The sequence below is a fragment of the Catellatospora sp. IY07-71 genome (genome assembly GCF_018326265.1).
In the GTDB taxonomy this organism is placed as follows: domain Bacteria; phylum Actinomycetota; class Actinomycetes; order Mycobacteriales; family Micromonosporaceae; genus Catellatospora.
The window spans coordinates 3,044,620-3,069,187 of record NZ_AP023360.1 but is presented as its reverse complement, the minus strand read 5'-3'; the positions used below and the strand labels follow the sequence as shown (position 1 = coordinate 3,069,187).

The following is a 24,568-nucleotide window of genomic DNA, read 5'->3' as shown; positions in this document are numbered from 1 at the left end:
GTATCGGTAAGGTGTACTCGCTCACGACGGCGACAGTCAAGGGGTGCAAGATGGTCACACCGCCCATCTCGGGCCGCGTCCGGCCCGCGCAGCGGCTCACGCTGACTGACGACGTCTATGAATCGCTGAAAACGCTGATCATGGAACACGCCGTCCCGCCCGGCGAGCGGGTGAGCATCGACGGCCTCGCCCGTACCCTCGAGGTCTCCCCCACCCCCGTCCGCGAGGCGCTGGCCCGGCTGGAGTCCGACGGCCTGGTCCGCAAGCGGGCGATGTCCGGCTACACGACCACCTCGCTGCTCACCCGTGCCGAGTTCGAGGAGCTCTTCGAGATGCGGCTGCTGCTCGAACCCGCCGCCGCCCGCCGTGCCGCCGTGCACGCCGACGCCGAGCAGCGCCGCCGGGTCAAGGAGGAGGCCGCCGCCACGGTCGGCGTCGAGGCAGGCGACGGCTACCGGCGTCACGCCGCGTTCACCGCGCTCGACGCGAAGTTCCACGACCTGATCGCGGAGACCTCCGGCAGCGGCCTGCTGCGCGAGTCCATCATCCGGCTGCACTCCCACCTGCACCTGCACCGGCTGTACTTCCCCTCGGCCGGCACCGGCGACACCGCGGGCGAGCACAAACGCATCGCCGCCGCCATCGCCAAGGGCGACGCCGACGAGGCCGAGGCGGCGATGCGCCACCACGTCACCTCCGCCCGCGACCGCCACCTGCCCGCCTTCGACAACGGCCGCTGAGCCCCGCCGCCCGCCACGGCGAACTCAGCTGAGGCCGGCGCCGCCGAGCCGGTCGCGTGCCTCCATCAGGGCGAAGCCGAGCAGGTTCAGGCCCGGCCAGCGGCGCGGGTCCCAGGCCGCGTCGTCGCGGGCGGACAGGCCGATGCCCCACACCGCGTCGACCGGGCTGGCCTCCACCAGCACCCGCTGACCCGTGCCCAGCAGGTACGCGCGCAGCGCGTCGTCCTGACCGAACTTCGCGACGCTGCCCGCCACCACGATGCCGAACCGCTCCCGCTCCCAGACCGCCTGGTCGAACCCGCGTACCTCGCGGCCCAGGCCCTTGGCCTGCTGCGGGTGGTCCACGGCCAGGATGCGGGCCGCGGTCGCGGTGTCTCGGAACAGGTTCGCCTTGCGCCACATCATGTAGTGCTCGGCGCTGGCGAACGCGTGGCCGTCGGCGGTGAACGCGGCCGGCCACCACTGGCTCAGGCAACCCTGGCCGACGCTGCCGTCCGGCTGCGGCTGGTGGCCCCAGAACATCAGGTACTTCGGCTTACGACCGGCCTCCACCAGGGCCGTGAGCTCGGCGACGGTACGCGGTGACATGCGCGCCAGCCTGCCCGACCGGCCCGGAAAACGCGAGCGGGTTGTCACCGGCACGGCGCAGAATGGCGCCGTGAGCACGCTGACGGTCATCAAGGGCGACGCGACCAGCCCGCAGGCCAAGGGCCCGAAGGTGATCGCGCACGTGTGCAACGACGCGGGCGGCTGGGGCAAGGGCTTCGTGCTCGCGATCTCGCGGCGCTGGCCCGAGCCGGAGCGCGACTTCCGGCGCTGGCACCGGGAGCGCGCCCGCAACGACTTCGGCCTCGGCGCGCTGCGCCTGGTGCAGGTGCTGCCGGACACCTGGGTGGCGAACATGGTCGGCCAGCGGGGCACGAAGACGGGCAGTTCCGGCCCGCCGGTGCGGTATGAGGCGATCGAGGCGTGCCTGGCGAAGCTGGCGGTCGAGGCGAAGCGGCTGGAGGCGTCGGTGCACATGCCACGGATCGGCTGCGGGCTGTCCGGCGGCAGGTGGGAGCGGATCGAGCCGCTCGTCAAAGGCACGCTGCTCGCCGCCGGGGTGCCGGTGACGGTGTACGACTTCTAAACCAGGGGGTAGGCGCGCTCGGCGGGCAGCATGCGGGTCGCCGCGTCCAGGTCACGGGCCTGCACCAGGGCGTGGATCTCGTGGGCCAGGGCGGTGGCGTCGGTGATGCCGACGGTCCACTCGTCCACGTAGGAGTGCACGGCCGTGCCGGACAGGCCGAGCTGGATCGCCCGGTGCGGCAGGGGCCGGTGGTGCAGGTCGCGTTCGGGGTCCCACTGGACCCGGACCGGCGAGCGCTTGAGCGCACGCTGCCAGTCGGCCCGCTCCGGGTACGCGTCGCGGTCGTGGTGGCTGGGCACGGCCTGCCGGACGGCGGCCTCGAAGCCGTCGCGCCGCAGCCGGACCGCCAGCACGCGCTCCTGACCGGGCTTCGTCGCCCAGCCACAGCGGTACATCATCCACAGGAACGAGGGCTTGATCCAGGTCATCCGGTCGCGGCGATACCAGTCGGGGAAACGTCCCAGGGCGAGTGCGGCGTCGCCGATCTCGGGACGGTATGCCTGATAGACGGTGATCGTGCTGTCGTCGAACACCGCCCTGATCTGTCGGGTGGGCGTCGTCATGACCAGCATGATCCGGCCGGTGGGCGGACGCTGTCGACCGTTTTGCGGCGCGGCTGGCGCGGTCCGGCCGGTCCAGGTCGGGGTCCGGCCCGATGATCGCTGTTGCGTGTCAAAACCTGTGCTCAGACCGCACCTTCGGACACGAACTCGCGATCATGCCTGCCAGCCCAGCCCTCGTCAGGCGACGGCGGCGGTCTTGGCGGTGAGGGCGTCGGCGAAGGCGGCAACCACGCCGTCGAGAAGGCTGCGGGCCGGTTCGGCGATGACGACACCACCGTCCGGGCCGTCGCTGATGAGCTGGTCGTGCACGAAGTAGCCGGGCAGCACGTGGGTGGCGCCCATCGTGGTGAGCACCGGGCGCAGCGCGTAGTCGATGGCGAGCACGTGCGCCACTGTGCCGCCGGTGGCCAGCGGCAGCACCGTCTTGCCCGCGAGGGCGTACTGCGGCAGCAGGTCCAGCAGCGCCTTGAGCACCCCGCTGTAGGCGGCCTTGTAGACGGGTGTGGCGACTATCACGCCGTCGGCGCGCTGGAGCCGCTCGGCTATGTCGAGGATGACCGGGTGCCCCGGGTCGCAGCCGAGCAGGACGTCGGCGGGCAGCTCGCGTACCGCGATGGTGTCGATCTCGGCGTCCAGACCGCTCGCGACACTGGCCAGCACACGCGCGGTGCGCGACGACGGCGAGGGCGAGCCGCTGATCGCGACGACGACGGCCACGTGTCTCCCCCTGTCCGGTAACTGCCGCAGCCACCGTATCGCGCCACCCCCGCCCCCGCACCGGCGATCTTGCGCGAACTGTTGCCCGTTCACGGCTTCTGCCCGTGTCGTACCCACATCCCACGCAAGATCGGCGCATCAGAGGGTGGCATGCAGAATTCTCTTTGCAAAGGGAATTCTGCATGGGTTACGGTGCGGGCATGAGTGATGGGGTGCGGCAGGTCGGGGATGTGGCGGCGCTGAAGGCGATCGCGCATCCGCTGCGGGCGCGGCTGCTGGGGGCGTTGCGGGAGCACGGGGCGGCCACGGCGACGGAGCTGGCGAAGCGGTTCGGCACGGACAGCGGGTCGACCAGCTATCACCTGCGGGTGCTGGCCGAGCACGGGTTCATCGAGGACGCGGGCGGGGCGGGGCACCCGAGGGCGCGGCGCTGGCAGGCGGTGCACCGGGTGAACGAGTGGAGTGCCACCGCGATGGCCGCGACCGAGGAGGGGCGCACGGCGTCCGCCGTGATGCGCCGCCAGCAGGCGCAGATCCTGCTCGACGACCTCGACGGCTTCGAGGCCGCGCTGCCGACGCTGCCCGAGGAGTGGGTCGAGGCGTCGGGCGTCGGGGACCTGCTGCTCCGGCTCACCCCGGCGTCGGTGAACACGCTGTGGGCCAGGTTCTACGCGCACGCGGAAGAGCTGGCCGCGCAGGACGCCGCCGACCCGGCCGCGCGGCCGGTCAGCATCGTCGTGTCGGGCCTGCCCCGGACGGCCGGCGCGTGATCACGGCGGACTCGGCGCGGCGCCGGTACGTCGCGATCTCCTTCCTGACCTGGCTGCCCGTCGGGCTGTACCTGGCGCCGATGGTGCTGCTCATGCTCGAGCGCGGGCTCAGCCTCGGTGAGGTGGCCACCATCGGCGCGGTGTACTCGGTGGCCATCGTGGTGCTGGAGCTGCCCACCGGCGGGCTGTCCGATGTGCTCGGACGGCGGCCGGTGCTGCTCGCCTCGGCGGTGACCGGGCTGGGCGGGCTGCTGCTGCTCGGCCTGGGCGGCTCGCTGTGGCCGCTGGCCGCGTCGGCGCTGCTGCGCGGGGTGGCCCGCGCGCTGTCGTCCGGCCCGGCCGAGGCCTGGTACGTCGACGCGGTGCACGCCGCCGCGGGCCGCGACGCCGACCTCGCCCCCGGCCTGGCCCGGGGCGGGATGGCCGCCTCCGCCGCGATGGCCGTCGGCGTGCTCGCCGGTGGCACGATCCCGTTCCTGTGGCCCGCCGGACCGGGCGCGGACGTGCCCGGACTGGCCGTGCCCGTGCTGCTCGCGGTGGTGTGTCAGCTGGCGCTGCTGGTCGTCGTCGCGGTGGCGATGCGGGAACCGCGTGCCGTGCGGCCGGGTCTGGGCGAGGTCCTGCGGGGCGTGCCGGACACGGTCGCGGCCGGGCTGCGGCTGGCCGGGCGGGACCACGTGCTGGTGCGGCTGCTGTTCATGTCGGCCGTGTCGGGCGTCGCGCTGGCCGTGATCGAGCTGCTCACCCCGGCCTGGATGGCGGTGCTCGCGGGCGGGCCGGGCGGCGGGGTGCTGGCGTACGCGCTGGTCGCGGCCGTCGGCTTCGCCGCCGGGACGGCGGGCAACGCGCTTTCGGCACCGCTGACCCGGTGGCTGGGCTCGCCGGGACGCGCCGTGGCGGTCTGCCTGCTCGCGGCCGCGCTGGCGCTGGCCGGGCTCGCCGGGACCGCCTCGCTGAGCGGGGTGACCGGCGTCGTCGCGGCCGGTACGGCGTACCTGCTGATGTTCGTTGGGCTGGGCGCGATGGTGGCGCCGGTCGGGCAACTGCTGCACGACCGGGTCGGCGCGGGCGAGCGGTCCACCGTGCTGTCGGTGGACTCGCTGGTGCTGCAGCTCGGCGCGGGCGCCGGGTCGCCGGCGCTGGGCTGGCTGGCCACGGCGCGCGGGCCCGGCGCGGCGTTCGCGGTGTCGGCGCTGCTGCTGTGCCCGGCGGCGCTGCTGCTGTGGCACGTGCCGCGCCGTATCCGTGCCGGGCGGCTGGCTCTAGTGTTACGCCATGGCCGACCGCATCTACCCGCCCGTGATCGCCCTCGCGAAGACCGCGTTCCGCGTCCTTGACCTGCGGATCGACCTGCGCGGGGCGGAGCACGTGCCGACCTCGGGCGGCGCGGTGCTGGCCTGCAACCACATCAGCTACCTGGACTTCATCCTGTGCGGCTTCGCCGCGCAGCCGTCCAAGCGGATGGTCCGGTTCATGGCGAAACAGGAGATCTTCGAGCACCGCATCGGGGGACCGCTGATGCGTGGGATGCATCACATCCCGGTGGACCGCGAGGCAGGGCTCGCCTCGTACAAGGCGGCGCTGGCGGCGCTCAAGGACGGGGAGATCATCGGCGTCTTCCCCGAGGCCACCATCAGCCAGTCCTTCACCGTGAAGGAGATCAAGGGCGGCTCGGCGCGGATGGCCGCGGCGGCCGGCGTGCCGCTGATCCCGATGGCGCTGTGGGGCCCGCAACGCCTGTGGACCAAGGGCCGCCCGCGCCGCATCGGGCAGCGGCACATCCCCGTCACGCTCCTGGTCGGCGAGCCGATGTACCCGGGCCGGCGGGACAAGTCCGAGGTCGTGACGGCCGAGCTGCACTCCCGCATGCAGGCGCTGCTGGACCGGGCGCAGGCCGACTACCCGGACAAGCCGAAGGGTCCTGAGGACTCCTGGTGGCAGCCCGCGCACCTCGGCGGCACCGCCCCCACCCCCGAGCAGCTGAAAGACTCCGTGGACGAGGACTGACTACGGCACCGTAGGTTACGGTACCGTAGTTACGAGCCCACCCCAGGAGGACGCGTGACCACCGGAAACACCGACACCACGACCAAGCTGCTGCTCGATCTGGAGCCAGTGGTGGAGGCGAACCTCAACCGGCACCTGGCCACCGCCAAGGAGTGGTTCCCGCACGAGTACGTGCCGTGGAGCCAGGGCCGCGACTTCGACGGCCCGCTGGGCGGCGAGGCCTGGGAGCCCGGCCAGTCGAAGCTGTCGGAGGTCGCCCGCACCTCGCTGATCGTGAACCTGCTCACCGAGGACAACCTGCCCAGCTACCACTACGAGATCGCGACCCGGTTCGGCCGCGACGGCGCGTGGGGCACCTGGGTGCACCGGTGGACCGCCGAGGAGGGCCGGCACGGCATCGCCATCCGTGACTACCTGCTGGCCACGCGCGCGGTCGACCCGATCGCGCTGGAGCGGGCCCGCATGACGCACATGGAGGGCGGTTTCGAGACCGACCACCCGGACGTGCTCGGCGCGCTGGCGTACGTCTCGTTCCAGGAGCTGGCCACCCGGGTCTCGCACCGCAACACCGGCCGCATCAGCGGGGACCCGGTCTGCGACGCGCTGCTGGCCAAGGTCGCCGCGGACGAGAACCTGCACATGCTGTTCTACCGCAACCTGCTCACCGCCGCGTTCGAGCTGGCCCCGGACGACACCATGGCGGCGATCACCCGGGTGGTGAAGAACTTCCAGATGCCCGGCCACACCATCGAGAACTTCGGCCGCAAGTCGGTGCAGATCGCCGTGGCCGGCATCTACGACCTGCGCATCCACCACGACGAGGTGGTCATGCCGGTGCTGCGCCAGCTGAAGGCCCTGGAGCGCGCCAACCTCTCCCCCGAGGGCGAGAAGCACCGCGAGGAGCTGGTCGAGTTCCTCGCCGAGCTGGACCGCCAGGCCACCCGCTTCGAGGACAAGCGCGCCGCCGCCCAGGCCCGCGCCGCCGCCCGCACCGCCGCCTGACCCGCACCCCCGCGCCTCGCGCCTCGCCGCGTTGTTCATGATCGACCGGCGAGGGCGGGGGCCGGGCGCGGGGTCGGGGTGGCCGAGGCGGTGGAAGCCGGGGTGGGTTTGCGGGTGGCGAGCCAGGAACCCACCAGGATGAGGGCGAAGCCGAGGACCGTGGCGGGGCTGAGGGGTTCGCCGAGGAGGGCGACGCCGAGGGCGACGGAGACGGCGGGGCTGGTGTAGGAGACCAGCGAGGCCGAGGCGGCGCCGGACAGGGCGATGAGCCGGTAGTAGACCATGAAGGCCAGCGCGGTGCTGAGCAGGCCGAGCACCAGCACGCTGGCGGCGGCGTCCCAGCCGGGCAGCGCGGCGGGCGCGGTGAGCAGGCCCGCGGGCAGCAGCAGCACGCTGGCGATGCCGGTGGTCCCGGCGACCACGCCCAGCGGGGGTACATCCGCCAGCTTCTTCCTGACCAGCATGGTGGCTCCGGCGTACGACAGCCCGGCGAGCAGCACCAGCCCGCCGCCGATCAGCTGCAGGCGGTCGCCGCCGCCGAGGTCGAAGCCGACGACGGCGGCCACCCCGACCAGCCCGGCGAGCAGGCCGAGCAGCTTGCGGGCACCGGCCCGCTCGGTGGCGTCGAAGCGCAGCGCGAGCAGCACGATGAACAGCGGCTGTCCGGCCAGCAGCAGCGCGGTCAGCGAGGAGCTGATGTGCAGCTCGCCGTACGTGATGAGCAGCTGCGGCGTGACCACGTGCAGCAGCGACAGCCCGCCGATCGCGACCCACCTGCCGCGCAGCCTGGCCAGCGCGCCCCGGCCGTAGGCGAGCGGGAGCAGCACCAGCGCCGCGATGAGGGTCCGTCCCAGCACGACCATCGGCGGTGACAGCTCCGTCAGCGCGATCTTGATGAACAGGTACGGGATGCCCCAGAGCACCGACATCGCGGCCAGTAGGAGCCAGGCTTGACGCTTCATATGAAGAGCCTCGCGCGCTACGGTTGTTAGCGGTAGTGATGAACTGCTTACTCAGCTTGAAGAGGTGCTAATGATCGACTTGCAGCGGCTGCGCATCCTGCGCGAGGTCGCCGAGCACGGCAGCTTCAGCGGCGCGGCGCAGGCGCTGCTGCTCACCCCGTCGGCGGTGTCCCAGCAGATCGCCGCGCTGGAGCGCAGCCTGGGCACGCCCGTGGTCGAGCGGACCACCCGCGGCACCACGCTGACCGCCCCGGGCCGGGTCCTGGTCGAGTCGGCCGGGGTGGTGCTGGCCGAGCTGGTGCACGCGCAGCAGCGGATCAGCCGGCTGGCCGAGGGCGAGGCCGAGCGGCTCACCGTGGCCACCTTCATCAGCGGCGGCCAGCTGCTGCTGCCGCGGGCGCTGACCGGCTTCGCCGCCGCGCACCCGCGCGCCGAGATCACCGTGCTGGAGGCCGAGACCGGGGACAGCCTGGCGCTGGTCCGGGAGGGACGGGCCGACCTGGCGCTGGTGTACCACTTCGACGGCCCGCCGCCGGTGCGGGCGGGCGACCGGTCGGGGCTGGCGCTCACCCCGCTGCTGGACGATCCGATGCGGATCGTGGTGCCCGCCGCCCATCCGCTGGCCGGGCGCGGCGAGATCGACCTGGCCGACCTGGCCGGGGAACGCTGGGTGCAGGGCTGCGTATCCGTCGGCGAGCTGCTGGACGGCTACGCGGCCATCGCCGGGTTCGAGGCGAACGTCTGCTGCCGGACCACCGACTACGGCTTCGCGGTGTCGCTGATCGCGGCGGGGGTCGGCATCGGGCTCATCCCGTCGGTGTCGCTGACCGCGCCCCCGGCCGGGGTGTCCGTGCTGGCCCTGCGCCCGCCCGCGCCGAGCCGCTACATCAGCCTGGTCACCCGCCAGGGCAGGGCGCAGCCCCTGGTCCAGAACCTGGTCCAGGGGCTGCTCGCGGTGCCCGGGGAGATGGGCCTCGCGTGACTACTTGGCGACGGCCACCAGTGAGATGTCGTCGTTGAGGTCGGCGCCGGTGTACTTGTGCTCCCCCGCCGCGTAGTAGCGGCACGGGCTGACGTTCACGTCGGGCTTGGTGTGGTCGTGGCGGCACACCACGGCGCGGTGGTCGGCGGCCACCTTCAGCGAGCTGATCTTGTCGTTGCCGACCGGGCCCAGCTCGGTCGCGCCGTACACGCCGATGCCGTACTTGTTGGACACGCCCTTGAAGTCGCGGTCGCGGTAGACGGTCATCCGCGCGCCGTTGCTCGGGCCCGCGAGCACCGTGATCAGCGACGCGGTGTTGTCGACGGGCGTGCCCTGCAGGTTGTGCACGCCCTCGCGGTACTGCCGGCACGGGCCGAGGTCGCCCTTGTTCTTGGCGAACTTGCTGTCGTTGTTGCAGATCAGCACCCGGTAGCCGGCCTCGACCCGGAACGAGGTGATCGCGTCGTTGCCGACCACGCTGAACTGGCCGCGCACCGCCTCGTAGATGCCCGGTGTGTAGGCCTGGCGGTTGCCCTGGAGCCCGGCCTCGCTGAACATGGTCACCGCCGGGCCGCCGACCGCGATCAGGTGGATGTTGTCGCTGAAGCTGTCACCCAGGGTGACATGCTCGCCCGCGGCGTAGAAGCGGCACGGGCCGACCTGGCCGCTGTTGACCCCGGCGGCGCGGTCGTGCTGGCAGACCACCGCCTGGTAGCCGGGGTCGATCTTCAGCGAGCTGGTCGCGTCGTCGACGTCGGGCAGCTCGCCCGCGCTCACCTCGTAACCGCCGACGCCCAGCGGCTGATCGGCGCCCTCGAAGTCCGCGTCGCGGTACGCGGTGACGCCGGAGCCGTTCTTGGCCGCCGCCCCCATGACCGTGATCAGCGAGGTCTTGTCGTTGAGGTCGGCGCCCACGTACTGGTGCTGGCCGGGGCCGTAGTAGCGGCACAGGCCCAGGTTCAGGGCGTTGGTGCGCCCGGCGGCGCTGTCGTCCTGGCAGATCACCACGCGGTAGCCGGGACCGACCTTGAGCGAGCTCATCTTGTCGCCGCCGACCGAGCCCAGCCCGCCCTTGCTCGCGTCGTGCACCCCCGCGCCCAGTGCCTGGAAGGAGCCCTTGAAGTCGCGGTCGCCGTAGATGGTGACGCCCGAGGTGGACTTCGTCGGCGCGTACCGCACCCGGTAGATCTTGGCGCCGGACTTGGTCGGGTCGGTGCCGGAGTCGGCGTAGAGGCCGCTGAAGTAGAGCCCGTCCGGGCCCGCGGCGATGCCGGCCACCGTGGTCTTGCCGCTGCCGTTGTACTCGACCAGCGTCTTCGGGGCGGTAACCGAGCCGTCGGCGTTGAACCCGAAGTCGACGATCCGCTTGCCGTCGTCCTGCGGGCCGGTGGCGTAGGTCGGCCCGCTGGTGGTCACGAAGCCGTGGCCGTACTTGTCCTCGGGGAACCCCGAGGCGTGGTGGACGCTCGGCTCGGTGAACGCGATGTTCACCGGCGCGACGGTGTCCTCCCAGGTGTAGAGGGCGTTCTTCTTCGTGTCGCCGACGTCGCCGTCCCAGCCGTAGTCGGTGCCCCGGGTCACCCGGGCGAACCGGTCGTTGGCGCCGCCGCCGTTCTCCACCTCGTAGAGCTGCTTGTCGGCGGCCCGCCACGCGCCGCCGAACGGGTTGCGGAAGCCCGACGCGAAGATGTAGTCGTGCGAGTCGATGCCGTCGGACGCCTTGTAGAACGGGTTGTCGGACGGGGCCGAACCGTCCAGGTTCATCCGGAGGATCTTGCCGCGGTAGGAGTTCATGTCCTGCGCCCGCGCGGGCTCCATGCCGTCGCCCATGTGCACGTAGAGCTTGCCGTCCGGGCCGATGCTGAGGTTCGAGATCTGGTGCGAGGCGCTCTGCGGCTCGTCGTCGAGGTCGAGGATGGTCTTCTTCGACGCGGCGGTCTTGCCGCCGTCCGTGCTGTGGAAGCGGACGACCTTGGGGTAGAAGTTCCCCCCGTCCTTGTAGACCATCGAGGCGAACACGTCGCCGGTCGCCGGCTCGACGACCAGGCCGGTGACGCCCATCTCGCCGCTGCCCGGGAACGCGCCGGTGGGGTCGAAGTTCAGCAGGTCGTCCTCGTAGGTGCCGACCGAGTAGTCGCCCTTGACCACCTTGATCTTGCCGTACAGCTCGGTGACGTAGAACAGCGGCTTGGCCGCGTCGAGCGCGTGCCCGGGGGCCATGGCGATGTTGACCGGCAGCTGGAATCCGCCGGCCACCTCCTCGACCTTGTAACCGGCCTGCTTGACCAGCCACTGCGGCGCGTCGGGCAGCGGCTGCTTCTCCTTGGCCGTGCGGAACGGCCGCTCCGACCAGTCGCTCCACTCGTCGTCGCCGCTGCTGGCGCGGTAGCGCACCCGCAGCTGGTAGTCCTTGTCCGGGACCAGGTCCTTGCGGCCGGTGTGCGAGTTCTCGAACACGCCGTCGCCCAGGTGGATGTGGTAGCGCAGCACGCCGCCGGTGCAGCCGCTGGCCCAGACCCGCTCGCCGCCGGTGGTGATCTCCCACTCGCTGCACAGGTGCTGGTCGCCGTCGGGGTCGCTGAAAGGCGCCGACTCCATGTGCACATCGGCCGCACTGACCAGGGTGTTGTCCGCACCGGGCTCGGTGATGACCGGCGCGCTGGGCGGCGCGGCCTCGGCGGGCAGGCCGGACACCGCCATCGTGAGGATTCCTGACATCAGCGCCGCACCGACGGGCAGCGATCTCCGATGACCCATAGCGTGATTGCCTCCAGCTCGTGTGGTGTCGCTGACAGTGCGCCAGGCTAACGAGCCGAAATGAGAAATCGCGCATTTACACGCTGATGCCTCCAAATAAGCCTCAATTTCCCCAATAAGCGTGGAGACGGCGATAGCCGGGAACTGAACGGCTCCGCCCGGAACCGCATCCCGCGGTCCCGGGCGGAGCTGCCGATCAGGAGCGTCAGCTACGGGTACAGGTCAGCGCCGGCACCGCGTTGGTGGAGTTGTTCCAGGTGCCGGTGAAACCGAACGACGTGCTCGCGTTCGGGCCCAGGTTGCCGTTGTAGGACATGTTGCGCACGGTGTGGCTCGCGCCGCTCGCCGTGTCCTGCGCGTTCCAGATCTGCGTGATCGTCTGTCCGTTGGCGAACGTCCAGGTCACCGTCCAGCTGGTGCTGGCGGTGCTGCCGTTGGTCACGGTCACCCCGGCCTGGAAGCCGCCCGGCCACTGGTTGGTGACGGCGTAGGTCGCCGTGCAGCCGCCGTTGCCGCCGCCCGAGGTGGTCACGCTGACCGTGCCCGAGCGGGTGGAGCGGTTGCCCGCGGCGTCCTTCGCGTACACCGCCAGGGTGTACTGCGTGCTCGCGGTCAGCCCGGTCAGCGCGGCCGAGTTCGTGCTCGGCGAGGCCAGGACGGTCTCGGTCGAGCCCGACACCCGGACCACGTCGTAGCCGGTCACGCCCACGTTGTCCGTGGACGCCGTCCAGGAGAGCGAAAGCGAGGACGACGTCACGTTCGACGCGGTCGGCGTGCCCGGCGTGGTGGGCGCCTGCGTGTCGCCGCTGGTGTTGTAGATGGTGGCCTGCGTCGACGTGGTGGACAGGCCGTTGGCGCCGGTGATGTAGCGGTTGCCCCAGGTGCTGCGCTGGGCCGGGTTGAAGCCCGTCACCATGTCGAGGTACTCGACGCCGCCGCCGTTGCCGCTCCACGACCAGCCCATGTTGCCGATGCCGGCGCTCTGGGTCTTGGCCATGATGGCGTCCTCGTCGGGGTTGCCGTCGGAGTGGTTGTCGCCGAACTCGCACACGCACAGCGCCAGGTTGCGGCTGGTGAAGGAGTCGACGTACGCGGTCACCTCGGCGGCGGTGTCGAACACGCCGTACATGTGCACGCTGAAGATGGTGTTGCCGGTGGTGTCGGCGGCCAGCACGCTCGGCGCGTTGTCGCGCATGGTGAACGACCAGTCCTGACCCCAGTTGGGCGCGTCCACCATGATGGTGTGCTGGAACCCGGCGTTGCGCAGCCGCTGGATGGCGCTCTTGGTGGCGTCGGTCCAGTTCGGGGTGACCGCGTTGTTGCCGATCGGCTCGTTGCCGATGTTCAGGATGACGTAGTTCTCCTGGCCGGTCAGGGCAGACTGGATGCTGATCCAGTAGTTGACCGCCGCGTCCAGGCTCACCGCGCCGCTCTGCTCGCCGAAGCCGGTGGTGTCGTGGTTCTCCAGCACGCAGATGAGCTTGTTCGTCTTGCACAGCGAGATGACGTTGGCGACGTCGGCGGCGGTGTTGGTGGTCCACCGGCCGCCGGACAGCACGACCCGGACCGAGTTCGCCCCGGCCGCCTTGATGTTGGCGAACGAGCTGGTCTGGGTGGCGTACCAGGCGTGCGGGTGGTTGATGCCGCGCAGCTTCAGCGCGGTGCCGTTGGCCTCGACCAGCTTGCCGTTGCTGACGCGAATGCCGGTGGCGGCCTGCGCGGGCTGGCTGAAGGCCACCAGGGACGCGGCGAGCGCCAGCACGGACGCAGCCGCCAGCGCGATCTTGCGTTTCATGTTCACCTCGGAAGGGAGCGGGCCCCGGCGGCACGGCCGACGGGGGGACGGACACGAGGAACTCCAGTGACGCAGCCCGAACGAAGCCCGGCTCCCTACAGCGTCGGCATCAGCATAGGTGGATGCCACGATGGACGCAACCGGTTAAGGTGCGACCGCCATGTATTGATCGCACTACCAGGCGTGATAGGCTGAACCGGTTCACTCCACCGTGCGCACGTCGAACCGGATGCCCGCCCGCACCAGCCGCGCCGTCAGGGCGTCGCCCATCGCCGCCGCCGTGGTGACCTGCCCGGCCGTAGGCGGCAGCGGGTCCAGCGCCAGGCACAGCGCCGACTCGGCCAGCATCTTCGCGGTCTCGCCGTAGCCGGGGTCGCCGCCGGACACCTCGGTCACCACCCGGCGGCCGCCGCCCTCCCCTGCGAACACCGCCCGGAACCAGCTCCGCGCCCGCCGCTGCTCGCTCGGGCCGCTGCCGCCCGGCAGCCGCCGCATCAGCCAGCGCCGCACCGGCCCCAGCTGCGCCAGCACGAACAGCACCGCCGCCCCCGCGAGCGCGGCCGCCACGACCGGCAGCCGCTTCACCGCGGCGCTGTGGGTGTACGCGAAATCCGGCCCGTACCGGGCCAGCGCCGCCGCCGAACGGCCCACCACCTGCGGATCCACCGTGGGCAGCGGCACCGCCCAGCCGCCCGCGGCAGACGCGCGCCGGATCCGGCCCAGCGGCGTGCGGATACGCCTGCCCTCCGGGCGCGGGTCCACGGCCCGCCGTTCCCGGGCCGCCCGCGCCGTCTGACGGCGTCGCGAGAACGCGAGCAGCGCCGAGGCCATCGTCCCGCCGGAGATCGCGCCACCGGCCCGCACGTAGCCGTCCACCCGGATCGGCCCGTCCTGCGGCAGCTCCTTGACGGTCAGGTATACGCCCAGGTCGTGCGGCACCGAGTCGAAGCCGCACGCGTGCACCAGCCGTGCCCCGGTGCGCACCGCCTCGGCGTGGTGCCGGACGTACATCAGGTCGATGAACTCGGGCTCGCCGGTCAGGTCCACATAGTCCGTGCCCGCCGCCGCGCACGCCGCGACCAGCGGCTCACCATGCAGCACGTACGGGCCCACCGTGCTGATGACCACGCGGGCCGAGCCGGCCAGCTCCCGCAGCGACGCCGCGTCACCGGCGTCGGCCCGCAGCAGCGGCAGCTCCGCGAGAGCCGGGTCGAGCGCGGCCAGCCGCTCCCGCACCGCCGCCAGCCGGGCCGGGTCCCGCCCCGCCAGCGCCCAGCGCAGCCCCGGCGGCACGTGCCCGGCCAGGTACTCGGCGGTCAGCCCGCCGGTGAACCCGGTCGCCCCGAACAGCACGATGTCGTACGCCCGCCCGGCCCGGTCAGCCCGGGTCGCGGCGTCGTCCGCGCGGTCCGCCGGTCTCGCCGTCAGGTCATCCGGCTGCGCACCTGCCCGTCCGCCAACCCCGGCGGCACCGGAGGTGCCCGGGTCACCGGGCCTCATGCCGTGCGCCGACGGACCGCGATCAGGCGTGCCGGGCTCCGCCGCGCCCACCCCGACCAGGACCGGCTCAGAGACGGCGAACAGCACCGACGCGCCGTCCAGCGCGAGCGGGGACCATTGCGGCGCGCCCTGGCGGCCGTGTTTGGGGTCGATGCCGATCAGCACCCGGCCGCCCGCGCGCACCCGCACGTGGCGCGCCTCCCAGTCCACCGTCGCCCGCTGGCGCACCCGGCCTGAGCAGCGGAAGCTCCGGTCGCGGAAGCCGACGATCGAGGAGTGGCCGTGGATCTGGCCGAACGGCACGAAGCCGCCCTCGGCGTAGTGGGCCAGCCAGCCCGCGTACAGCTCGGATCCGGCCTCGGCCCACAGCGGCCCGGACTCGCCGTCGGCGCCGGTATGGAACCCGCGCCACAGCAGCGGCTCCGGCCGCGCGTTCAGCAGCCGCGCGGCGGCCGCGGCGGTGGCCGGCTCCCCCAGCTCGCGCCAGCAGTAGGGCGTCAGCCCCGCGTGGCTGACCAGGTGATCCTCGCCGTCGGCGGTGCGCATGGCCGCGGCCACCCGCAGCCTGCCGTCGTCCCACCAGCCGCGCAGCAGCGCCGCGTCCGCCTTGGACAGCCGCTCGGGATAGAACCGGTCGCCGCCGGGCACGTACTGCGACTCGTGGTTGCCCATCAGCTGGATCCACTGCTCGGGCTGCTCGTCGAGGCGCTCGCGCACGATCCGCAGCACGCCGGAGCTGTCCGGCCCGCGGTCGACCAGGTCGCCGACCTGCACCACGGTCAGCTCCGGCGGCAGGCGCAGGTCCCTGCGCCGCGCCCCGGCGGCGAGCAGCGCCGCGGCGAGCTGGTCCGGAAAGCCGCCCACGTCGCCGATGACGATGACCCGGCCCATCCGCGCCTCCCTCGATGTCCTGGCGCCGCAACCATATCGGCGACACGCCGGTGCCCGCCTGACGGGATCTTCACAACGTACGACTTGGCGCTCGTGCGGTAGTGCGGCGAAGATACGGACGTGCAGACAGAGCGATCGTTCGTCGGGCGCGGCAAGACTCTGCAACGATTCCTCAGCACCGTGGCCCACCCGCCCTCCGTGCTGCTGCTGTCCGGCGAGGCCGGCAGCGGCAAGACCCGGCTGATCGACGAGTGGCGGCGGCGGGCGACCGGACCCGTGCTGGTCGCCGCATGCCCGCCGATCCGCCCGCCGCTGCCGCTGGCCGCGGTCACCGGCCTGCTGCTGGCCGCCGGGCCGCACCTGGCCCCCGCCGACAGCCTGAACCCGCTGCTCGGGGCGCTGCGGCCGCTGCTGCCCGAACTCGCCGACCGGCTGCCGGACCCGCTGCCCGCCCCGGCCGACCCGGCCGGCGAGCGCCACCGCACGCTGCGCGCGATCCGGGCGCTGCTGGCCTCGCTCGGGCCGGTCACCCTGGTCGTCGAGGACCTGCAGTGGATCGACGCCGAGTCGCGCGACCTGCTGTCACTGCTGCTGGCCGCCCCGCTGCCCGAGGCCGCCCTGGTGCTGTCCTACCGCCCGGAGGAGCTGCCGGTGCCCGGCCTGCCGCTGGGCGGCTCCGCCGCGTACGCTCCCGGTCTGCGCACCGAGGCCCTGTCGCTGGAGCCGCTGCCGCCGGACGAGGTGCGGGTGCTCATCCGGCAGGCCCGCCGCCAGGAGCCGCCCGCCGAGTTCACCGCCCGGCTGGCCGCCGCCGCCGGCGGGGTGCCCCGGGTCATCGAGGACGTGCTCGACCAGCTGCGGGTGCTCGGCGACGACGCCGACGGGTTCGGCGGCACACGGTTCGCCCCGCCCGCCCGGCTGCGCGAGCTGACCACCGCCCGGGTCGCGGCACTGTCCGCCGACGGCCGCCACGTCGCCGAGGCCGCGGCCGTGCTGGACGAGCCCGCCGCCGAGGAGCAGCTGTGCGAGGTGTCCGGGCTGGACCTCGCCGACGGCCGCCGGGCGCTGATGGAGGTGCTGGCCGGGGCGGTGCTCAGCGAGACCGCCGACGGCCGCTACGGCTACCGCATCCCGCTGGCCGCCCGCGCGGTGTACGACAACCTGCCCGGCCCCTGGCGGCGCGAGCTGCACGCCCGTGCCGCGCACACGCTGGCCCACGCCACCGCGGGCGCGCCGCTGGCCCGGCTGGCCCACCACCACCGCCGCTCCGGGCGGCACGAGGCCTGGATGCGCCACGCCGAGACCGCCGCCGAGCGCTACATCGCCGAGGGCGACAACGAGGCCGCGATAGCGCAGCTGGAGGACGTGCTCGCCGACCAGACGGTGCCCCGGGACGTGCGCACCCGGCTCACCATCCGGCTGGCGCAGACCGCCGAGGTCGGCCGCCGCTCCGACCAGACCGTCGCGCTGCTGCGCCGCATCCTGGCCGACGACCGCCTGCCCCTGGCGGCCCGCGGCGAGCTGCGGCTCAAGCTGGGCCTGGTGCTGATGAACCAGGCCGGGGAGTACGTCGAGGGCGCGGGCGAGGTGGAGCAGGCGGTCGAGGAGCTGCACGAGCGGCCCGCGCTGGCGGCTCGCGCGATGGCCGTGCTGTCCTGGCCGGTGCTGCACGGCTTCTCCTTCGCCGAGCACCTGAGCTGGCTGGAGCGGGCCGAGGCGGCCGCCGACGCCTGCGACGACGCGGCCATCAAGATGGCGGTGCTGGCCAACCGGGCCACCCTGCTGATGAACCTCGGCGACGCCGCCGCGTGGACCGCCGCGCAGCGCATGTCCGCCGTGGGCGACTCGACGCTGGCCATCCGCCAGCAGGTCGCGCGCGGTCTGCAGAACCTCGCCGACGCCACCATGCTGCTGGGCCGCCATCGCGCCGCCGAGGACTACCTGCGCCAGGCCACCGAGCTGGCCGAGCAGGTCGGCGCGTCGGTCACCCAGACCACCGCCCGCTGCACCCGGCTGCGCCTGGACTGGGCCATGGGCCGCTGGCCGGGCCTGGCCGACCGGGCGGCCGAGTTCACCGGGCCGGACGGGCCGACCACCGAGGTCGAGGGGCACCTGGTCGTCGGGCAGCTGGCGATGGCCCGCGGCGACTGGGAGGCGGCCGAGCAGTCGCTGCACGCCGCCGGGCTGTCCGCCCCGCAGACCAGCACCGTGCCCGTGGTCGCCGCCGCGGCCGGGGCGTATCTGCGCGTGCTGACCGCGCGCGGCCAGCTCGACGAGGCCGTCGTGGTGGCGCGCCAGGCGCTGGCCCGGGTGCGCGCCAAGAGCGTGTGGAACTGGGCCGCCGAGCTGGCGCCGTACGCGGTGCAGGTGCTCGCGCAGTCCGGCGCGCTGGCGGAGGCCGGGCAGGTCGCCGAGGAGTTCGCCGAGGGCATGCGCGGGCTGGAGTCGCCGCTGGCCGAGGCGGCGCTGGAGCTGAGCCGGGCCCACCTGCGCGCCGCCGAGGGCCGGCCCGCCGAGGCGGCGGCCCACTTCGCCGCCGCCGCCAAGGGGTTCGAGGCACAGCCGCGCCCGTACGAGGCGGCGCAGGCCGAGGAGGGCCGGGCGCGCTGCCAGCTGGTCCTGCGGCCCGGCGACCCGGACGCGCTGGCGGTGCTCGCGGCGGCCGGTGGGGTGTACGCGGGGCTCGGCGCGGGCTGGGATGCCGCGCGCTGCCAGCACACGCTGCGCGAACACGGCGTCGTGCCGCGTGGCGGGCGCCCCGGCTACGGCGGCGGGCTGACGCCGCGCGAGCGCGAGGTGGCCCGGCTGGCCGCGCAGGGCCGCACCAACCGTGAGATCGCTCAGATGCTCTTTCTGTCGCCGCGCACCGTCGAGCAGCATGTGGCCCGCTCGCTGCACAAACTCGGCGTCCATTCGCGAGCCGAGCTGGCCGGCGTGGAGCTGGACCTGCCTGGCTGACGGCGCGGCGCTGAGCGGCCTCCGGAGCCGTCGCCGGCGCCGGAGGCCACCTCCTCCCCAGGCCCCGCCGCCCGCCCTGGCACTGACGCGGCGACGGTGGATCGAGCCTGTTGGTCCTGTTCGTCGTGCAGGTGGCGAGGGAGCGACGATCGGTCACTCCCCCGCCTCAGGGTCGTGTGCCGCCAGCTCTGGATAACGGCGCACCTCCCTGCCACACCGCTCCTGCGAGCGCTGGACACGGCCGGTGGTGACCGGCCGGTACCGCAAACCGTTCTGGCGCCCCCGACGGGGTCGATTCCACCCAGCGGCACGGAGTCTGGCTCACGTGCCGCTGGGGAGTCTCCGGCGGCGCCTGGGTGGTCCACCCATGCCCATAACGATCGTCGAACCGGCCGGGAGCGACAATCCGTAGAGCGCTGCGTAGCCATACGCAAACAACCGCCCGGAGCTACGTACGGGCTGCACAGACCACGGATACGGGGTCACCCCCAGGGTGACGTGACCACGAACGAGCAGTCGCGGCGGAAGTCGTCGCGGTCGCGCCAGCGGTCGATCCACAGCTCGTCGCCGCGCAGGTGTACGTAGTAGCCGCGGTAGTTGTAGGACTCCAGGTACACCGAGCCCGGCAGCCCGCCCTGGCGCACGCAGAAGGTCGCGTCCTCGCGGAACAGCCGCGAGCCGTCGGAGCGGTCGTGGTGGATCCGGTAGTCGCGGTGGCGCAGGTAGCCGCCGTCCGACCCGGCGAACGAGAAGCACTTCGCGTCGGCCAGCCCCGCCACCACGGTGAACGTCGCCGCCAGCCGCACCTCGCCCGAGCTGCCGGTGGTGACGCTGACCAGTGCGGCGTCGCCGTTGCTCTGCCGTACGTAGCGGTCCGGCGACCAGGCCGCGCGCAGCGAGCGCCGCCCGCCGGCCTCCAGCGTGGCCGCGCTCGGCGACGGCGCCAGGGCCGGACTGCCGGTCGCCGAGGCCGACGGCAGCGGCGCCGGGCTCGACGGGCGCGGCCCCGGATCGCGCGGCGGCGTCCACGCCTGCGTGTCCGGCGTCGGGCTGGCCTCCCCGAAGCCGTCCGCGTAGCTCTCGCCGCCGACGGTGGCCAGGCTCACCGGCGGCACCGGGGCCTGCGCGGCGGGCCGGGCCAGTGCCCAGCCGGTCGCGGCCGTGCTCAGCACCACGGTCGCCGCCGCCACGACGACGACCGGCCGCCGCGACCGCCGCCCGGCCGCCCGCTGCGGCTCCCGCTCCTGCGCCGCCAGCTCCTCGACGGTCTCGGGCAGGATCCTGGGCAGGATCGCGGTGTGGTCTTCCTCGTTCAGCCGGTGCCTACTCACGATGTGGGACGGTACCGACACCCCTCGCCCCCCGCGATCGGCTGTCCGACCGAAACCCATGGCAGCTTGCTGCCATTCGAAAGGAAGGGCACCTTCTTAACGCTTTGCGTAGAAGAAGGTGCCCTTCTTAACCCCTCGCCGTAACGGGCTAGGCGGGCGCGGGCCCCGGCTCCGCCACGGCGGCCTGCGGCCGGACCGGCAGACCTCGCCTGAGCAGCGTGTTCTCGGCCAGCGTCCAGGCCGTCGAGGTGGCCAGGTAGAGCAGCGCCGCCAGCGGCAGCACCGCCGCACTGATCAGGATGAAGTACGGCAGCACCCGGGGCAGCGCCGCGAGCAGCCCCGTCGGCGGCTGCTCCTGCATGGCGGCCAGCCGCACCGCCCGCCGGGACGTGCCCCACGCCACCGCCGCCAGCACCGCGACCAGCGCGCCGAACACCAGCAGGTGCGAGCCGGCGCCGCCCGCCGGGCTGAACAGGTGCGCGCTCAGCGGCACGCCCGCAAGGGTGCTGTCCAGCAGCGTATTGGGCCGCCCGGCCACCTCCGGGCTCACGAACAGGTGGTAGAGCAGCAGGAACACCGGCGCCTGGAGCAGCATGGGCAGCAGCCCGGCCAGCGGCGACACGCCCGCCTCCCGGTGCAGCTCGGTGTACGCCTGCGCGAGCGCGACCCGGTCGTCGCCGTGCTCCTGGCGCAGCGCCACCAGCCGCGGCGCGAGCGCGGCACGGGCCCGCTCGCCGCGTACGGCGGCCCTGGTCAGGGGGTGCACCAGCAGGCGTACCAGCATCGTGACGGCGACGACGGCGGCGGCCGCGCCGCCCAGCGGGGCGAGCAGGGTGGACAGTTGGGTGACGGCGGCATGGACGGCACCGGTCAGCGGCGCGAAATCGAACATGATGAATCCCTCTGGCGGAGACGGCGACCCGGCCGGGCGCGCGACGCGGCACCGGCGGGATGGACGGGAACCGTACGGCCCGCCCCGGCGTACGCCGGATCAGCAGGCCAGAGGGGTGCGCGAGGGTGCTCGGGGGCGGGGGCGGCCCGCCGCGTCGGGGTCACGCTGGCGCAGCACACCCGTGCGCCGGGCCAGGTCCCGCAGCGCCGTGTCGAGCCCGGCCCGCCCGGCCGGCAGCGCGCCGAAGCCGCACGCCGCGGCGACGGCCAGGGTGGAGACGAGCAGCAGCACCGCCGCGCTCGCGAGCACACCGCCGAGCCCGGGCTGCTCCGCCGCGGCCACCCCCGCACACAGCACGGCCAGCCACAGCATCACCGCCCAGCGCGTCGCGCCCCTCATCCACACGCGCGCAACCGTACCCCCACCCCGCCACCCACCCCACGAGCCGCGCCCCGCAGACCCCGGCCCCCGCGACCCGCGACCCGCGCCAAGATCGGCCAACTTGCCTGGCACATGGGCGAATGTCGGGTCAAGATACGCCCAAGTGCCAGGCAAGTCGGACGATCTTGGCGGCCGCACGGGCGCGGGCGCGGGCGCGGGCGCGGGGCGCGGGCGCGAAGTGGGTCCACGCGGGGTGGCGCGGGAGGTTGGGGGCGTGGTCAGGGGCGGGTGCCGAGGACGACGACGGCGCCGCGGTCGTCGTCGCGGGCGAGGCGGGGGGTGAGGCCGGCCGCGGTGAAGAGGGCGCAGGCCGTGGGGGCCTGCTCGTCGCTGGTCTCCAGGAGCAGGTGGGCGCCGGGGGCGAGCCAGTCACCCGATCCGGCCAGCACCCGGCGGGCCACGTCGAGGCCGTCCGCGCCGCCGTCGAGGGCGACCGCGGGCTCGTGCAGGCGAGCCTCCGGCGGCATCAGCGCGATCTCCGACGTGGGCACGTACGGCACGTTGACCACCAGCACATCGACCCGGCCGCGCAGTTCGGCGGGCAGCGCGCCGTACAGGTCGCCCTCGTGAACCCGGCCGCCGAGCGGCTCGACGTTGCGCCGGGCGCAGCGCACCGCCGCCGGATCGATGTCGGCCGCGTGCACCTCGACCCCGTCGTGTCCGGCCAGCACCGCCGCCGCCGCGCCGGAGCCGCAGCACAGGTCCAGCACCACCGCGCCGGGCCGCAGCAGCCGCGCCGCCTGCTCGACCAGCAGCTCGGTGCGCCGGCGCGGCACGAACACGCCCGGCTCCACCACGATGCGCCGCCCGCAGAACTCGGCGAACCCGACGATGTGCTCCAGTGGCAGCCCGGCGACCCGCCGCGCCACCATCTCGGCCAGCTCGCCCGGCCCGTCCGCGACGGACAGCAGCAGGTCGGCCTCGTCCTCCGCGAACACGCAGCCCGCCGCCCGCAGCTCCGAGATCACGTCAGTACGCACCCGCAAAGGCTACGCCGCACGGCGAGCACCCCCGCGCCCAGCGGCCGCCCCGGTGGGACGTGGCTCAGCCGAGTTCGGCGAGCGCCTCCCGGGCCTCGTCGCGCACCATCGCGGACTGCGAGGTCGCCAGCACGTGCTCCAGCGCCGCGCGGTACGCGACCGGGTACGCCCGCTCGGCCGGGACGGCGAGGTCCGGTATCACCCCGGTGCCCTCCCAGTTGGTGCCGGTCACCGGGTTGACCGAGCGCGCCGTCGGCACCCAGATCTGCAGCGTCGCGGTGATCGGGAACGCGTCGGTCGGGTGCGCGCCGCCGCGGGTCGTCTCGCCGACGAGGACCGCCCGCCCCTGCGCCTGCAGGTTGTAGCAGAACTCCTCCCCGGCGGAGAAGGTCGACGCGCTGGTCAGCACGTACACCGGCCGGTCCAGGTAACGCTCGCCGGGCAGGTACGCCAGGCTCCAGTACTGCCGGGTGCTCCCGGTCGCGGCCGAGGTGATGCTGTTCAGGTGGGTCTGCCCGTCGGGGAACAGGTAGCTGGTCCAGAAGATCACCCCGTCCGGCGACCCGCCCCGGTTGCGCCGCAGGTCGATCAGCAGCGCCTCGGTGTGCGACACCAGCTCCATCGCGGCCGCGATCGCCCGCCCGCCGCCCGCCGCCTCGGTGACCAGGCGCAGGTCCAGGTAGCCGATGTTGCCGCCGAGCCGCTCCACGCGGGCGATGCCGTGGTTGGACAGCCGCAGCCGCTCCCGCCACAGCTCCTGCGCGGCCTCGGCCGAGAGCGCCTCGTGCGGCTGCCCGTCGCGTACCGTCAGCCGCAGGTGCCGGTCGGCGCAGTGCGCCGCGAGCCGTGCCGTGAGCGCCTCGGCGAGGGCGGGTTCGTCCAGCCCGTCGTACTCCCCCGCGGCCAGCCGGTCACGGACGTCCGCGGCGGCGGCCGCCGCCCGCTCCGGGAACACGTAGTGCTCGCACAGCAGCGCCACGGCGCGCTCGACTCGGGTGTGAGGCATGGCGCCCACCGTAGCGCCCCGGGCGGGGCGGTCAGGCCCGCCGGACGACCACGCGGTCGATCGCGGGCGCCGGGCCGCCGGTGCTGGTGAAGGTGACGGCGTTGGCGCCCGCCTTCAGCCGTACGCTCACCGCCTTGCTCGCGCAGCAGCTCCCGCCGCCGCCGACGGTCGCGGTGATCGTGGCCCCGCCCGCGACGATGATCGTGACCCGGTCCGCATGTGGGCCCACGACCTGCGCGTAGTAAAAGGTCAGCGTGTACGTGCCCGCCTCGGGCACGGTGATCGCGTTGAATCGCAGCGCGCCGTCCTTCTTGGCTCCCGCGCCGTCGCCGAGGTTACGCACCGCCCTGCCGCCGGAGGCGCCCGCCAGGCTGACCACCTCGGCCTGGCCCAGCAGGGTGTTGCCCGGCGCTTCGGCCTCGTAGGTGACCGGCCCGAACGCGGCGGCCTTCGCCGAGGCCGACAGGCTCGGCGCGGCGCTGGACGCGGCGACCGACGGCGTGGCCTCGGTCGTGGGGGAACCGGTCGCATCGGGCGCGCCGGACGCCGGCGCGGCGGGCGCTCCGGTCGCGAAGGTTCCGGGGCCGCCGGCCTGCGAGTCCGGCTCGCCGGAGGAGACTGCCCAGAGGACTCCTGCCACGGCCGTCACCAGCAGCGTCGCCACTGCCGCGAGCACGGCGGGCCGCGTCGCCCGGCCGGTGGGCCGGTCCAGTCTGCGCCGCCCCCGCTGCGAGACGGCCGGTCCACGCGGCTCGCCGCGGTCGCCGTCCGGTTGCCGCGCCCGCCCGTCGTGGCCATCCGCGGGCCAGGGCGTTGCCGCCGGCCGGGAGGCGCTCTCGTCCCCGGGTGTCGGGCGTCGCGCGTGTCCCTCGCCGGGGTGCTCCCGCGCCGGGGGCGCACCGGCACCGCGGTCCGCCTGCCACGCGGATCCTCCGGCGCGGACGGGCGCATCCGGCTGATCCGGCTCGGGCACCTCGGCCTGCGCCGGGTCGCCGTCGGGAATCCACCCGCCGACGCGCAACCGGCTCGAGGCGCGGTCCTCGGCGGCCATGATCCCCCCTGAACTGCATCGACACGCGGACGTGCAGACCCTAGTCACCGCCCGCGCCGCCGGTCCACCCGGGGACGGAACGACGACACCG

Annotated in this window: 21 protein-coding genes and 1 pseudogene; 8 read left to right on the top strand and 14 right to left on the bottom strand. The window is 73.7% G+C overall.

Features of this window, described 5'->3' with window-relative positions; all coding sequences use genetic code 11:
* The first annotated feature begins 50 nt into the window (after positions 1-50).
* Entirely contained in the window at positions 51-740 is a 690-nt protein-coding gene (locus CS0771_RS13960) for a GntR family transcriptional regulator (protein WP_212841362.1), read from the top strand.
* Positions 741-764: 24 nt separating this feature from the next.
* On the opposite strand, the gene CS0771_RS13955 is transcribed toward CS0771_RS13960, so the two are convergent.
* Entirely contained in the window at positions 765-1,328 is a 564-nt protein-coding gene (locus CS0771_RS13955; protein WP_212841361.1) for an NADAR family protein, read from the bottom strand.
* Positions 1,329-1,398: 70 nt separating this feature from the next.
* On the opposite strand from CS0771_RS13955, the gene CS0771_RS13950 reads away from it, so the two are divergent.
* Complete coding sequence (locus tag CS0771_RS13950; RefSeq protein WP_244870780.1) at positions 1,399-1,872, top strand: macro domain-containing protein; 474 nt, start codon at positions 1,399-1,401, stop codon at positions 1,870-1,872.
* Here CS0771_RS13950 and CS0771_RS13945 read toward each other — a convergent pair.
* Together CS0771_RS13945 and ssuE are read right to left on the bottom strand one after the other, a co-directional pair.
* Positions 1,869-2,435: a DUF4291 domain-containing protein gene (locus tag CS0771_RS13945; RefSeq protein ID WP_212841359.1), complete on the bottom strand. Its 567-nt coding sequence runs from the start codon at positions 2,433-2,435 to the stop codon at positions 1,869-1,871. The genes CS0771_RS13950 and CS0771_RS13945 overlap by 4 nt on opposite strands.
* Before the next feature lie 177 nt (positions 2,436-2,612).
* A complete protein-coding gene (gene ssuE, locus CS0771_RS13940) occupies positions 2,613-3,152 on the bottom strand; it encodes an NADPH-dependent FMN reductase (RefSeq protein WP_212841358.1) in 540 nt (179 codons plus the stop codon).
* Between the two features lie 200 nt (positions 3,153-3,352).
* Here ssuE and CS0771_RS13935 point away from each other — a divergent pair, with 200 nt between their 5' ends.
* From CS0771_RS13935 to CS0771_RS13920, 4 genes are read left to right on the top strand one after another with little or no spacing between them, the layout of a single operon-like run.
* On the top strand, positions 3,353-3,922 hold the full coding sequence (locus CS0771_RS13935) for a helix-turn-helix domain-containing protein (protein WP_244870779.1): 570 nt from the start codon (positions 3,353-3,355) through the stop codon (positions 3,920-3,922).
* Positions 3,919-5,259, top strand: a complete 1,341-nt coding sequence (locus CS0771_RS13930; RefSeq protein WP_244870778.1) for an MFS transporter — start codon at positions 3,919-3,921, stop codon at positions 5,257-5,259. Before CS0771_RS13935 ends, CS0771_RS13930 begins: the two co-directional genes overlap by 4 nt.
* Positions 5,198-5,929 carry a 1-acyl-sn-glycerol-3-phosphate acyltransferase gene (locus CS0771_RS13925; RefSeq protein ID WP_212841356.1) on the top strand — a complete coding sequence of 244 codons (732 nt, stop codon included), beginning with the start codon at positions 5,198-5,200 and terminating at the stop codon, positions 5,927-5,929. Before CS0771_RS13930 ends, CS0771_RS13925 begins: the two co-directional genes overlap by 62 nt.
* 54 nt (positions 5,930-5,983) lie before the next feature.
* The gene (locus CS0771_RS13920; RefSeq protein WP_212841355.1) at positions 5,984-6,931 is read left to right on the top strand and encodes an acyl-ACP desaturase; all 948 of its coding nucleotides are present in this window, start codon (positions 5,984-5,986) and stop codon (positions 6,929-6,931) included.
* 35 nt (positions 6,932-6,966) lie between these two features.
* On the opposite strand, the gene CS0771_RS13915 is transcribed toward CS0771_RS13920, so the two are convergent.
* A complete protein-coding gene (locus CS0771_RS13915) occupies positions 6,967-7,893 on the bottom strand; it encodes a DMT family transporter (protein ID WP_212841354.1) in 927 nt (308 codons plus the stop codon).
* A gap of 70 nt (positions 7,894-7,963) precedes the next feature.
* On the opposite strand from CS0771_RS13915, the gene CS0771_RS13910 reads away from it, so the two are divergent.
* Positions 7,964-8,875, top strand: coding sequence for a LysR family transcriptional regulator (locus CS0771_RS13910; protein ID WP_212841353.1), 912 nt, complete (start codon positions 7,964-7,966; stop codon positions 8,873-8,875).
* Here the strand turns inward: CS0771_RS13910 and CS0771_RS13905 are convergent, their stop codons facing one another.
* From CS0771_RS13905 to CS0771_RS38715, 4 genes and pseudogenes are all read right to left on the bottom strand, one after another.
* On the bottom strand, positions 8,876-11,593 hold the full coding sequence (locus CS0771_RS13905; RefSeq protein WP_212841352.1) for a sorbosone dehydrogenase family protein: 2,718 nt from the start codon (positions 11,591-11,593) through the stop codon (positions 8,876-8,878).
* Between the two features lie 244 nt (positions 11,594-11,837).
* Positions 11,838-13,427: a cellulase family glycosylhydrolase gene (locus tag CS0771_RS13900; RefSeq protein ID WP_212841351.1), complete on the bottom strand. Its 1,590-nt coding sequence runs from the start codon at positions 13,425-13,427 to the stop codon at positions 11,838-11,840.
* A gap of 201 nt (positions 13,428-13,628) precedes the next feature.
* Positions 13,629-14,855, bottom strand: a complete 1,227-nt coding sequence (locus tag CS0771_RS13895; protein ID WP_371821579.1) for a trans-acting enoyl reductase family protein — start codon at positions 14,853-14,855, stop codon at positions 13,629-13,631.
* Between the two features lie 654 nt (positions 14,856-15,509).
* A pseudogene (locus CS0771_RS38715) lies at positions 15,510-15,818 on the bottom strand (metallophosphoesterase); the annotation flags it as partial.
* A gap of 120 nt (positions 15,819-15,938) precedes the next feature.
* On the opposite strand from CS0771_RS38715, the gene CS0771_RS13885 reads away from it, so the two are divergent.
* On the top strand, positions 15,939-18,776 hold the full coding sequence (locus CS0771_RS13885) for an AAA family ATPase (RefSeq protein WP_212841350.1): 2,838 nt from the start codon (positions 15,939-15,941) through the stop codon (positions 18,774-18,776).
* A 482-nt stretch (positions 18,777-19,258) separates the two neighbouring features.
* On the opposite strand, the gene CS0771_RS13880 is transcribed toward CS0771_RS13885, so the two are convergent.
* The 6 genes from CS0771_RS13880 to CS0771_RS13855 all read right to left on the bottom strand — a co-directional run bounded on the left by CS0771_RS13880 (position 19,259) and on the right by CS0771_RS13855 (position 24,477).
* Positions 19,259-20,107 (bottom strand): AbfB domain-containing protein, encoded by an 849-nt coding sequence (locus CS0771_RS13880; protein ID WP_212841349.1) that lies wholly within the window; start codon positions 20,105-20,107, stop codon positions 19,259-19,261.
* A 148-nt stretch (positions 20,108-20,255) separates the two neighbouring features.
* Positions 20,256-20,999: a membrane protein insertase YidC gene (locus CS0771_RS13875; protein ID WP_212841348.1), complete on the bottom strand. Its 744-nt coding sequence runs from the start codon at positions 20,997-20,999 to the stop codon at positions 20,256-20,258.
* A 99-nt stretch (positions 21,000-21,098) separates the two neighbouring features.
* Positions 21,099-21,398 (bottom strand): DUF6412 domain-containing protein, encoded by a 300-nt coding sequence (locus CS0771_RS13870; protein ID WP_244870777.1) that lies wholly within the window; start codon positions 21,396-21,398, stop codon positions 21,099-21,101.
* Between the two features lie 260 nt (positions 21,399-21,658).
* On the bottom strand, positions 21,659-22,426 hold the full coding sequence (locus CS0771_RS13865; protein WP_212841347.1) for a putative protein N(5)-glutamine methyltransferase: 768 nt from the start codon (positions 22,424-22,426) through the stop codon (positions 21,659-21,661).
* Between the two features lie 58 nt (positions 22,427-22,484).
* Positions 22,485-23,426, bottom strand: a complete 942-nt coding sequence (locus CS0771_RS13860; protein ID WP_212841346.1) for a S41 family peptidase — start codon at positions 23,424-23,426, stop codon at positions 22,485-22,487.
* 31 nt (positions 23,427-23,457) lie between these two features.
* The gene (locus CS0771_RS13855) at positions 23,458-24,477 is read right to left on the bottom strand and encodes a hypothetical protein (protein WP_212841345.1); all 1,020 of its coding nucleotides are present in this window, start codon (positions 24,475-24,477) and stop codon (positions 23,458-23,460) included.
* Positions 24,478-24,568 lie beyond the last annotated feature (91 nt).

Coding starts and splice junctions, on each gene's coding strand:
- CS0771_RS13910 (WP_212841353.1), top strand. CDS start 7,964: ATGATCGACTTGCAGCGGCTGCGCATCCTGCGCGAGGTCGCCGAGCAC.
- CS0771_RS13860 (WP_212841346.1), bottom strand. CDS start 23,426: ATGCCTCACACCCGAGTCGAGCGCGCCGTGGCGCTGCTGTGCGAGCAC.
- CS0771_RS13875 (WP_212841348.1), bottom strand. CDS start 20,999: ATGTTCGATTTCGCGCCGCTGACCGGTGCCGTCCATGCCGCCGTCACC.
- CS0771_RS13945 (WP_212841359.1), bottom strand. CDS start 2,435: ATGACGACGCCCACCCGACAGATCAGGGCGGTGTTCGACGACAGCACG.
- CS0771_RS13915 (WP_212841354.1), bottom strand. CDS start 7,893: ATGAAGCGTCAAGCCTGGCTCCTACTGGCCGCGATGTCGGTGCTCTGG.
- CS0771_RS13855 (WP_212841345.1), bottom strand. CDS start 24,477: ATGGCCGCCGAGGACCGCGCCTCGAGCCGGTTGCGCGTCGGCGGGTGG.
- CS0771_RS13960 (WP_212841362.1), top strand. CDS start 51: ATGGTCACACCGCCCATCTCGGGCCGCGTCCGGCCCGCGCAGCGGCTC.
- CS0771_RS13900 (WP_212841351.1), bottom strand. CDS start 13,427: ATGAAACGCAAGATCGCGCTGGCGGCTGCGTCCGTGCTGGCGCTCGCC.
- CS0771_RS13905 (WP_212841352.1), bottom strand. CDS start 11,593: ATGTCAGGAATCCTCACGATGGCGGTGTCCGGCCTGCCCGCCGAGGCC.
- CS0771_RS13870 (WP_244870777.1), bottom strand. CDS start 21,398: ATGAGGGGCGCGACGCGCTGGGCGGTGATGCTGTGGCTGGCCGTGCTG.
- CS0771_RS13925 (WP_212841356.1), top strand. CDS start 5,198: ATGGCCGACCGCATCTACCCGCCCGTGATCGCCCTCGCGAAGACCGCG.
- CS0771_RS13955 (WP_212841361.1), bottom strand. CDS start 1,328: ATGTCACCGCGTACCGTCGCCGAGCTCACGGCCCTGGTGGAGGCCGGT.
- CS0771_RS13935 (WP_244870779.1), top strand. CDS start 3,353: ATGAGTGATGGGGTGCGGCAGGTCGGGGATGTGGCGGCGCTGAAGGCG.